The 10,572-nt window shown below is 69.4% G+C and carries 8 protein-coding genes; all 8 read right to left on the bottom strand.

Annotated features, from left to right (window positions below):
- Positions 1-81 precede the first annotated feature (81 nt).
- The 8 genes from JOC24_RS19645 to eccD all read right to left on the bottom strand — a co-directional run bounded on the left by JOC24_RS19645 (position 82) and on the right by eccD (position 10,246).
- Positions 82-450, bottom strand: coding sequence for a hypothetical protein (locus JOC24_RS19645; RefSeq protein ID WP_205021645.1), 369 nt, complete (start codon positions 448-450; stop codon positions 82-84).
- A gap of 2 nt (positions 451-452) precedes the next feature.
- Positions 453-908 carry a YbaB/EbfC family nucleoid-associated protein gene (locus JOC24_RS19640; protein ID WP_205021644.1) on the bottom strand — a complete coding sequence of 152 codons (456 nt, stop codon included), beginning with the start codon at positions 906-908 and terminating at the stop codon, positions 453-455.
- 190 nt (positions 909-1,098) lie between these two features.
- Complete coding sequence (locus tag JOC24_RS19635) at positions 1,099-5,256, bottom strand: AAWKG family protein (protein WP_307792732.1); 4,158 nt, start codon at positions 5,254-5,256, stop codon at positions 1,099-1,101.
- A 122-nt stretch (positions 5,257-5,378) separates the two neighbouring features.
- A complete protein-coding gene (locus tag JOC24_RS19630; RefSeq protein ID WP_205021643.1) occupies positions 5,379-5,843 on the bottom strand; it encodes a type VII secretion system-associated protein in 465 nt (154 codons plus the stop codon).
- A 131-nt stretch (positions 5,844-5,974) separates the two neighbouring features.
- Complete coding sequence (locus JOC24_RS19625) at positions 5,975-6,283, bottom strand: WXG100 family type VII secretion target (protein ID WP_205021642.1); 309 nt, start codon at positions 6,281-6,283, stop codon at positions 5,975-5,977.
- A gap of 92 nt (positions 6,284-6,375) precedes the next feature.
- Positions 6,376-6,711: a hypothetical protein gene (locus JOC24_RS19620; RefSeq protein ID WP_205021641.1), complete on the bottom strand. Its 336-nt coding sequence runs from the start codon at positions 6,709-6,711 to the stop codon at positions 6,376-6,378.
- A 467-nt stretch (positions 6,712-7,178) separates the two neighbouring features.
- Positions 7,179-8,789, bottom strand: a complete 1,611-nt coding sequence (gene eccB, locus JOC24_RS19615) for a type VII secretion protein EccB (RefSeq protein WP_205021640.1) — start codon at positions 8,787-8,789, stop codon at positions 7,179-7,181.
- A 47-nt stretch (positions 8,790-8,836) separates the two neighbouring features.
- The gene (gene eccD / locus JOC24_RS19610; RefSeq protein WP_205021639.1) at positions 8,837-10,246 is read right to left on the bottom strand and encodes a type VII secretion integral membrane protein EccD; all 1,410 of its coding nucleotides are present in this window, start codon (positions 10,244-10,246) and stop codon (positions 8,837-8,839) included.
- Positions 10,247-10,572 lie beyond the last annotated feature (326 nt).

Genomic DNA, 10,572 nt, shown 5'->3' with positions numbered 1-10,572 from the left:
CGGGGGCCGTCCTCGTGCCCGTGCGGGCAGGACGGAGCGGCCGCTCCCGTTATGCCGTGGGAGCGGCCTGTGGCGCGGAGGTCAGCGGCGCCCATGCCCGCCCGGGCCGTCGAGTCCATCGGTGTTGATGCGGTTGGTGCCCTGCTCGACGCTCTCGATGTTGCGGTCGCGGGTGTCCTTCATCATCCGTACGTTGCCGAGCGTGGCGTCGGTGATGCCCACCAGCGCGTCACGGATGGACAGCATGGTGTCCTTGGTGGTCTGCCGTTCCTTCTGTTCCTGCGGCTTCGCCTTCTCCGCGAACTCGCCCTCCGTGCCCGGCCAGCTGACCGTGGGTGCCAGCTCGTCGAGGAACTCCTCGGTCATGCTCCTGGTCAGGGTGCCGATCTCCTCCAGCTGCTTGGCCAGGGCCTCGATGCGATGCGGGTCTACGTAGTAGCGCTGTCCCATCGTCAGTCCTCTCCCTCTTCGCCGATCGCGTCCCGCCAGGCGGGCGCGGCCTGAGCGTCTCGTGCCGTGTCCCCGTCGTCCTCGCGCAGCACCTCTGGACCGAAGATGCGCTCCCAGTCCATCTCGAAGCCCTTCAGCTCCGGCACGTTGCTGCTGGGCTCGGCGAAGGGCGCCATCGCCTTCATCACATGACGGTTCATCTTGAGGCGCGCCGCGTTCGCCGCCTCCAGAACGCTGGCAGCCAACTCCTGCGGTGACATGTCGCGGTACTTGTTCTCCAGGAAGTCGATCCCGGTCAGCTCGCCCTGCGGGCCCGCCGTGGCTCGGACCGCACGGTCGGAGGAGAGTGCCGCGAACGACGCCGTCCGCAGCTCACGCTCGGTGCGTGCGACCGCCTCCTGGGCCGACTGCAGTTCGGCCATGGCCTTCTCGAGGCGCTTCTCCAACGGTTCCGTCATGCTCGTTCCCTCCCTCTCCGTCGGTCTGTCCGTACGTCCGTGCGCCCCTGGGCCCGGACGGATGTGCCGGGCCCCTGGTCCCCGGTGACTCAACTGCTCCGTTGATCTTGCCTGGTGAAGACCCCGCTGCGGAAGCCGGGGTGGGTCCGGGAGCCTCTCACCGCGGTGGTGGGCCGGATCCGAGTGGTGGTCACCGGCCGATCACGGACGGGGTGCCGCCCTCCTCGGTGCCCCACACGTCCGCGTCCTCCTCGAGGTAGTCGGCGGACGTGGTGGGCCTGCGGCCCGGCTCGGTCGACTCCTCGGGGGAATCGCCGCCGGTGGTCGTCACCCGGGAGGCCGGGGACAGGAAGGTGTCGCTGTCCTCCTGCCGGTTCCACGGGCTGCGTCGGCGGCGGGTGCGGCGCTCGCTCTCCTCGGCCGCGTCGACCAGGACGGAACGCACCCGCTCGCCGTTGCCCTTCTCGCCACCGCCGCCCATGCCGCCCATGCCTCCACCCATGGGCATGCCGGGGCTGCCGGGCGTGCCGGGGGCGCCGGGGGCTCCGCCGGTGCCCCCGGCGGCGGCGGCGAGCTGGGTTCCCGCGCCGGCGGTCGCACTGTCGGAGAGGGGGGCGGCCTGACCCGTGCCGATGCCGTCCACGGAGGCCCCCGGGATGCCGCCGCCGGACACACCGGTGGCGCCACCACCGCCGAGGCCCAGCTCGGAGAGTGGTACGTCGCGGCTGGTGGTACCACCACCACCGCCGCCGGACCCACCGAGATCACCGAGGCCGCCGAGCTCGTCGAAGATTCCCGAACTATTGGTGGGGATCGACGAGTTGAGGTCCTTCAGGTTCACCGTCTCGGTCCTGCCCTGAGGGTCGGTGACGGTGGCGACGCCGGTGTCCGGGTTGATGACCTGCTTGGTGCCGTCCGGGAAGGTGGTGGTCAGCTCGCCGTTTTCCAGGAAGGTCGTGGAGCCGTCCGGGTTGTTCACCCTCGCCCCGTGGGTGAGGTCGGTCTCCACGGTGGAGCCGTCGGGGCCGGTGCTGGTCAGCATCCCGCTCTCCGGATCGAAGCGCGCCGAGCCACCGTCCGCGAACATCGTGGCGAAGTCGCCGTCGACGAGTCCGGTCTGCCCGCCCGTCGGGGTCTCCAGGCCGTCCAGATTCCCGAGGCCACCCAGGTCTCCGAGGCCGCCGTTCCCGCTGTTCAGATTGCCGAGGTTGCCGAGGTTCTCGGTCGTGACGGTGCCGTCGGGAGCGGTGGAGACCGCTTGGCCGGTCGCCGGGTCCACGACCTGGGTGGTGCCGTCGGGGAACGTCGTCGTCAGCTTCCCGTCATCACCCAGCGAAGTCACCGACCCGTCCGAGTTGGTCACCTGCCCGAGGTCCCCCAGGTCCTGCGTGGTGACACTGCCGTCCGGATGCGTGGTGGTCAGCTGACCGGTGTCCGCGTCGAACTGCGTACTGCTGCCGTCCGGGAAGTCCGTCGTCAGACCGTTGTCACCGAGCTGGACACTGCCCCCGGTCGGCGTGTCCAGGGAGCCACCGGCACCACCGTTCAGGTTGCCGAGGTTGCCGAGGTTCTCGGTCGTGACGGTGCCGTCGGGAGCGGTGGAGACCGCTTGGCCGGTCGCCGGGTCCACGACCTGGGTGGTGCCGTCGGGGAACGTCGTCGTCAGCTTCCCGTCATCACCCAGCGAAGTCACCGACCCGTCCGAGTTGGTCACCTGCCCGAGGTCACCCAGGTCCTGCGTGGTGACACTGCCGTCCGGATGCGTGGTGGTCAGCTGACCGGTGTCCGCGTCGAACTGCGTACTGCTGCCGTCCGGGAAGTCCGTCGTCAGACCGTTGTCACCGAGCTGGACACTGCCCCCGGTCGGCGTGTCCAGGGAGCCACCGGCACCACCGTTCAGGTTGCCGAGGTTGCCCAGGTCGCCGATCGAGTCGGTGGGCAGCGAGGAGTTGATGTCGCCGAGGTCTCCGAGGCCGCCGTTCCCGCTGTTCAGACCACCGAGGTTGCCGAGGTTCTCGGTCGTGACGGTGCCGTCGGGAGCGGTGGAGACCGCTTGGCCGGTCGCCGGGTCCACGACCTGGGTGGTGCCGTCGGGGAACGTCGTCGTCAGCTTCCCGTCGTCACCCAGCGAAGTCACCGACCCGTCGGGGTTGGTCACCCTTGCGCCGTCGCCCAGGTTCTGCGTGGTGACACTGCCGTCCGGATGCGTGGTGGTCAGCACACCGCTGTCCGGGTCGAACTGCGTACTGCTGCCGTCCGGGAAGTCCGTCGTCAGTCCACTGTCACCGAGCTGGGTGCTGCCTCCGGTCGGCGTGTCCAGAGAGCCGCCGGCACCACTGTTCAGATCACCGAGGTTGCCCAGGTTCTGGGCGATCGCCTCGTTGGCCGCGTCGGTGGCGTTCTTCGTGCCGCCGGGGCCACCGTTGAGATTGCCGAGACTGCCGAGGTTCTGGGACACGGGCGGTGTGACACCCAGGGGCGACTGGTTCTCGCCACCGGGGTTGTTCACGTCGCCGAGGTTGCCGAGCTCCTCGGTGATCGTGTTGTTGAGGTCGTCGGGACCACCCGGATTGTTCAGGTTACCGAGATCACCGTTGCTCTCGGTGACCGGCACGTTGAACAGCTCGTCGAGGTTCTGCGTGTTGACCGCGTTCGGATCGTTGAGGCCGCCGAGGCTCTCCTCCACGATCTTCTGCTGTTCCTCGGCCTCCCGCTTGGCCTCTTCCTGTTCGCGCTTCTGTTCCTCGCGCAGCTCGTCCTGGTACTGCTTGTCCTCCTCGCGCTGCTGGTTCTGCTCGTTCCGCAGCTCGTCCTGGAGGTTCTTGGCCTCTTCCTGTTCGCGCTTCTGTTCCTCGCGCAGCTCGTCCTGATACTTCTTGTCCTCGTCGCGCTGCTGGTTCTGCTCGTTCCGCAGCTCGTCCTGGAGCCGCTTGTCCTCCTCTCGCTGAAGCCGCTGCTCCTCGCGCAGCTCGTCCTGGTACTTCTTGTCCTCCTCGCGCTGCTTTCTCTGCTCCTCGCGCAGCTCGTCCTGGTATTTCTTGTTCTCCTCGTTCTCCTTCTTGATCTCCTCCTTCTCCTCCTCGAGCTTCTTCTTCTCGTACTCCTCCGAGGCCGTGCTGGTCGACTTCGGCTTGGGCACGCTCTCGGCGAAGTCCTTGCCCAGGTCGAGGAAGTGGTTGTTCAGAGTGGACTGCACCTGACGGGCGGGGGTGATCAGCAGATCGTCGACGCCCTTGTTCCAGATCTCGACCGCCTTGTCGCCGACCTTGGCCCAGTTGGCGATGTCGGTGAGGTCCCCGTAGTCGGGGTGCACCTGGGAGAACCCCTCCTTCGGACTGTGGCTGACGGTCGTCGAGTAACGGCTGGTGTAGGACTTGATCTCCGTCTTGGCCACGTTCTCGGTGTCCACCCACTGGGCGAGGTCGTCCAGGACGTAGCGCAGGACCCGGTGCGGGTCGTAGTACGGGGACTTCGCCCACTTCAGCCACGCCGCCAGCAGCGTGTTGGCGGCGTCCACCAGGTACGAGCGTCCCAGCGACAGCGACCGCGAGTAGAGCGTGTTACCCGTTCCGGCCTCGTCCCCCGTGCCGGGCGAGGAGTTGAAGGTCTCGACGTAGCTGTCGTAGTTCTCGCGGACCTTCTTCAGCAGGCTCCGGAAGACGTCCGCGGCCTCGCCCTTCCAGCTGGCGTCGTCGCGGCCAAAGCGGTCCTCCCAGTCCTTGAGCAGCGGCGCCTGGTCCTTGAAGAACTTGGCCGCGAAGTCGAAGGACTCCCCCGTGCGATTGAAGGAGTTCAGGTCCACCACGGCCTCGTCGCCCACACCGAGGTTGCTGAACCGGGCGTTCTTCGTGTCGCCCGTCAGCAGTTCGAGAAGCGCTGCCCGCGGCCCGTTCATGTACTGGGCAAGCGGGATGGTGCTCATCTTGTCCTTGTTGTAGTCCGTGAACTCGTTTCCCTCACGGACCTGGACGTTGTTCACGTCGTCGGAGTCGGTCCCGGCGAAGATGATCTCCTCACCGGCCTTCACCCGCCCTTCGAAGACGATGCGGGCCTGCATGATGGAGCGCTTCTTGCCGCCGTCGAAGAACCATATGTCGTAGTCCTCGCCCTTGTTCTGCAGGAAGCCGGAGTCCTTGACGAGCAGGCCGAGGCTGCGCTCCTTGATGTCCATCCGGAAGAGCTTGCCGCCGTGGTCGGAGCGGAGCTTGTCGAAGATGGTGGCGCGGTCGGGTACCGGATATCCGGTGATGTGGGTGACCAGGCCGGCCCAGGTGTCGGACGATGCTCCACCGACGTCCTCGTACTTGCCGACGTTGTCGACGGATGTGGGATCGTACCTATCGGGCACCGGGGACCCTTTCTGGTCTGTTGTCGTCCGCGCCGGCGCGCCGCCCCGTCGTGTGGACGTGCAGCCGGGTCTCTCTCACAGCGTGTGCCGGGCGGGGCGCCGACGCCTCGCACGGCACTGGATCAGGTCTCGTTCGTCTCCGAGGACCCGCTGGTGAGCGTGTCGACCTCGTCGAAGGTCTGGAGCAGCGTCTGGGCGTCGATCGCGTCCAGGTTCTTGTTCTTGGTCTTGTTGGCCTCTTCGATGGTCTCGGTGAGCGCTTCCTGCAGCTCCTTGAAGAGCTCCATCTGGTCGCCGAGCAGCTTGTCGATGGCCTCGGCCGCCGTCCGGACACCTTCGATCAGCTTGGGGCCCGAGACCAGGGCCTCGGTGGCCATCTTGCCGATGCGTAGGAGCTGCTGGCCCTGGACGAGGTTGTCCGGGCTGGTGTGCCCGTCGATGAGGTCACCGAGTGGCCGGATGTTGGGCGGCTCGCCGTCCTCCCGGTGCTTCTTCGCCTTGGTGTACACAGGCTGCACCTCGTTGTCCCGGAAGTTCTCCATCTGCTTGAGGTCGAAATGCTTGACGTCGGCCTTCTCACCGGCCATGGGACGTCCTCCTGCCGTTCGGTACCGGACGGAACGCGGGCCGGCCGGACGAAGTGGAGTCCGGCCGGCCCCGGGGACCTGCCGTGCGGATCGCGCCGGGGAACACCCCGGCGCGATCCGCACGGAGGACCTCAGCGAGCTCGCACATTGCCCCAGTTGTCGGCGCTCTTGCGCTCGTCACGGGAGTGGTTGTCGTGGATGCTCTGGACCAGTTCACCGCTGTCGCCCAGGAGCAGGGCCATGTTCTTGGTGGCCTGGTCCCACTCCGCCTGGACTCCGCGGTACATCTGCTGGTCGTCACCCTCCCAGGACATGACGAGCGGCTTCAGCTCGTCCTCCAGGTTGTTGAGGGTGGTGATGATCTGCTGGGTCTGGCCCTTCAGCTCCTCAATCGCGTTCCGGACCGTGGCGTACTGCACATCGATGATGCCGTCGGCCATGACGTCTCCTCTCGGGTGGCCGGGCGTCGAGGCCCGGGAAGCTCACGGGTGCCGGCCTCTTCGCAGGGGGCCGGGTGCCGCTGGGGGTTGGGTCAGCGCAGCGCTTCGAAGACACCCTGGCTGGTCTTGCTGTTGAGCACCTCGGTCAGGTCCTGGTTCTCCTTCGCCAGGCGGTTGGCCGAGGTCACGTTCTCCTGGAGCGCGTCGATCATCTTGCTGATCTGGACGACGACCTTCTGCGCTTCGCCGTTCCAACTGCGGAAGAGCTTCAGCAGAGCCTGGCCCTCGTCGCCGCCGACACCCGAACGCGCAGCGACCTCGGCCACGTTGTTCTGGATCTTCTCGACCGCGGCCCGGGCCGACTCCAGGGAGGAGACACCTCCCAAGCCCTTGGCATATTCCGCTTTCCTGCCGGAACCGTCCGCCATGTCACGCTCCCTTCGTTCAGGCGAGTCTCCTCGCACCGTTGCCCGCTGAGGCTAAAGAGAATCCACCGTCCGGCGCAACGGATGCTGGGGAGATTTGAGCATAGGTCAGCTCGCCGGAATCCCTGCGGGGCAATGGAGTTGTCGAGATGTTTCCGCGAAATGAACGTGTGTTACCCAGTGGACAGGACCGATGGGCCGCCAACGCCCCGTTCCGAATCATGCGGTCAGGAAACGGGCGCGGGCGCGCTGAGAACGGTCACCGGAGACGCCCGTTTCAGGTGAAACGGGCGTCTCTCAGGAACGGGCCTCCGCGAGGGTGGCGCCCAAGAAAGTTTGAGCAAATTCTGAGCTTTCCCGCCGCGACCGATGCACGACGAATCCACCTGAGAGCGACGAGAGCGCAGCATAAAGTCACCACTGCCCTCGGCTTCTCATTCTTCGACGCCGCGGGAGCGGGTCGCCAGGTGTCAGGACGTGGAGCCGGCCGCCTTGGCCCCGCCCTCCGCGGCAGCCTGGTCCACCCGCTCCGCTTCGCCCTTCTCGCCCTTCTCGCCGCCTTGCCCCTCCGGCTCGTCGGCACCGCACTGCGGAGCCGTGACCTTGGTCTGCGCTGCACCGGACGCGGCCGCCGGGTCCAGGTCGGCGCCGGTCGGGAGGGTTGCCAGCAGGGGTGCGGGGACCGAGCTGATGTCTCCGTCCGCGTAACCGAGCGCCGCCAGGGAGTCCTTGGCCGAAACCCGGTACTTCACGCCGTTCTCCGCCACCAGGTAGGTGGTGCCGGCGTGCGCGGCACCGCTCGCGTGCAGCGCCCGGACGAGAGCTCCGTGCCCGGGACGCACCACCGTGGCGTCCGTCCTGACGCAGGCCGCCTTCAGCGGCTGGGCGGTTCCCTCCGACACGGCGACCGGGGCGAGCTCGGCCAGCGGTACCAGCACCGACTTGATCCGCGCGCCACCGTTGTCGCCGTCCACCTGGGCGCAGAGCGCGGTACCGCGCGGCGCCGACTGCGGGACCGGTGGCGTCTCGGGCAGCTCCGCGGACCCGGCGGTGCCGGAGTCCTGCGCCCTGTGCTCGCGCAGCGCGTCCGCGCCGAGCGCGCGCACCTCGGGCGACCGCCCCTCGTAGGCGTCCTTCTGGGTGGCCGGGTCGCCCAGCACGAGCGCGGCGCCGAGCCGGGTCAGCGGCACCAGGCCGTCCTTCCGCAGCAGGTGGTACGTACTGCCTCCGCCGGGCACGCTGACCTTGAACAGCTGGCCGGTCCGGCTGGCTTCACCGCCGAGCACCGGTCCTTCCCCGCCGCGCCCCTCGACCTCGGGCGGCTTCAGGGCGGGGCCGGGGGCCAGGGCGTCGAGGAAGGCCGCCGAGACCGGCATGGGCCGCTCGGAGCCGTAACCGAGGGCGGTACGGGCGTCGGAGGCACGGTCCAGCGCCAGCCTGCTGCCCCGCCACACCAGGTACTCGGTGCGGTCCGGGCCGCGGACGAGCACCCCGCGGTCGGCTCCCACTCCGCGCGAGTCCAGGGGTGCCCCGGCGACCACGGTGGTGGCGCCCGGCTTCTCCACCCCGGCGCCCGCCGCGGCACCGGAGGTGCTGGCCAGCGCCCCGCCCGGCCCGGTGACGCACATGTGCCAGGCACCTTCGTCGAGCTGTCCGGGTCCGGGCAGGGTGTCCGGCGCGCCGGGGATGCCGGCCGGGGACCCCACGGGTATGTCCTGCAGCGAGGCGGTGGCGACGTCCACGGTGGGAAGGTCCGAGCCACCGATCAGGCGCGCCGAGGCGTAGTTGCGCACCGGGTGCAGCACGCCGTCGGTGCCGGTCCACAGGTACCGGGCCCCGGTGTCCCTGTTGACCACCAGGTTCCTCGCGTCACGCCAGCCGTCGTTGCCGCCGGGGCGCAGCAACCCGTACACGGTGGCCCCCGCGCCGATCAGGACGGTCACCAGCACGCCGAAGACCACACCCCGGGTGGTGCGCCCGAGCGGGCTCTCCGGGGCGTCCGGGTCGGCCGTCAGCAGGCCCGAGCTGAGCCTGCCCATCATGAAACCGTGGGCCTGTACCTGGTCGCGCTTGGACTGCACAGCCTCTCCTCAACTCGTTCTCTTGTAACGGCGTCCGGCTGTCGTCATCAGCCGAACAGGCCGCGCAGCCAGCCGAAGAGTCCCGCCACCCAGAGGGTGAACGGCAGCAGCGCGACGGCGAGGCCGGTGTGCGCCAGCTCCGCCGCACGGCCCCAGTACGGCAGGACCCGGCGGCCGGGCAGCGTCCAGGACGCGACGACGAGCCCCGCCGCTGCGGCGAGCAGCACGCCGAAGACCACCACCCGGCCGTCCGCTCCGCTGTCGAACGCCCAGGCCCGGGCCATCAGCAGCAGCCCCAGGGTCCCGGGCAGCGCCAGGGTCAGCCGCTGGCCGATGTGCACCAGACCCCGGCTGTGAAGGAGCAGCAGGAGGCTCAGCGCGAGTCCGGTCAGCACCTCGGGCAGGTTCGGCTTCTCGGCGAGGACCACCAGGGCGGCCGCGGCGATGGTGCCGGTGGCGGCGAAGAGTGCGGTGACCCAGCGGCCTGCCAGTTCGGTGCGTTCGGCGACCTCGTCACCCACGTAGGGGTCGATGCCCTCCTGGAGCTGTCCGGCGGTGGACGGAAGCGCCGGCATCCGCATCCCGGCCAGCTTGAAGGCGAACGGTGCGACCGCCCCGGCGGCGAGGACGATCACCGTCGCCACCAGCGCCACCGCGGCCGGCACGTCCAGGCCGGTGTATCCCATCAGTGCCCCGGCGATCGCCGTGGCCACCGCGACCATCGCGGTGGCCAGCAGGGCGGGGGCGCCGACCGCGGTGGCGGCGAGCGCCAGGACCGCTCCTCCCGCACCCGCGGCGCCCGCGGCGAGGAGCCGGGCGCCGGCGACCTGTTCCGCGTCGGGGCCGGTCAGGTCTCCGCCGGGCAGCACCCAGCCGACCAGCGCCAGGCACGGTGCGACCAGCAGGCCGAGCGCGGTCGCCGAGAGGCGGTCACCGACCGCGCGGCTGGCGGAGCCCGCCCCCGCGAGGAGGAGCAGCCCGACCACGGCCGCGCAGGCCGCCCGGGAAGCACCCGAGCTGGTCGTCACGCCCGGCCAGAAGACCAGCACGAGGGCGGTAGCCACGGTCGCCACCGCGGTGCCCACCAGCAGGCCACGGGCCGCGCCGGGCGACCACGTGCGCAGCCGTCGGCCCACGGTCTCGGCGATGCCGTCCACCAGGTCGTCGAGGCGCGCCTCGGGCAGCGCCTCGGTGTGCGGGCGCAGGTAGAGCACGGCGCCGTCGGCCAGCCCGGCCCGCGCCAGGGTGGTCTCCTCGTCGAGCGGGGCGTCACCCAGTCGCTGGAGCACCCAGCCGGCGTGGTCGAGTCCGGCCTCCTCGGCCTCCTCGCCGACGTAACGCAGCAGTGTGGGCAGCAGATCGGCGACGGGTACGTCGGCGGGCACCGCCAGATCGATGCTGACGCTCGGTGCACGTACGGTCAGGCGGCACGATTCGGCCACCGCGCTGTCGGTCATCAGCTGAACTCTCGTCTTCCGAAAGGCTTTGACAGGGAGGACTTCCCCGCGAGAGGGGATGTGCGAACAGTACGGAAGGTCCGCGCGGCCGCGAACCGGGGGGCCGGGCGCGGAATTTGCCTCCGCGGGGCCCGGCGACGACCACTCCCGCGTGGACAGGTCGCGTTCCGTGAATGCACACTACTGCCTACGACCACGGGGTCGTGCTGCGGACCGGACACCATTTATCCGGTATGTGGTTGGCCATCACCGAAGTTGACCGCACCCGGCCATCCGCTCGAAACATTCATCCGGCGTTCACCGCGCGTCACGCGGGGCCCGGAGAA

It is taken from the genome of Streptomyces sp. HB132 (assembly GCF_016909575.1).
Lineage (GTDB): Bacteria > Actinomycetota > Actinomycetes > Streptomycetales > Streptomycetaceae > Streptomyces.
The sequence above is the reverse complement of the archived record's forward strand: the minus strand, read 5'-3'. Positions and strand labels throughout refer to the sequence as shown.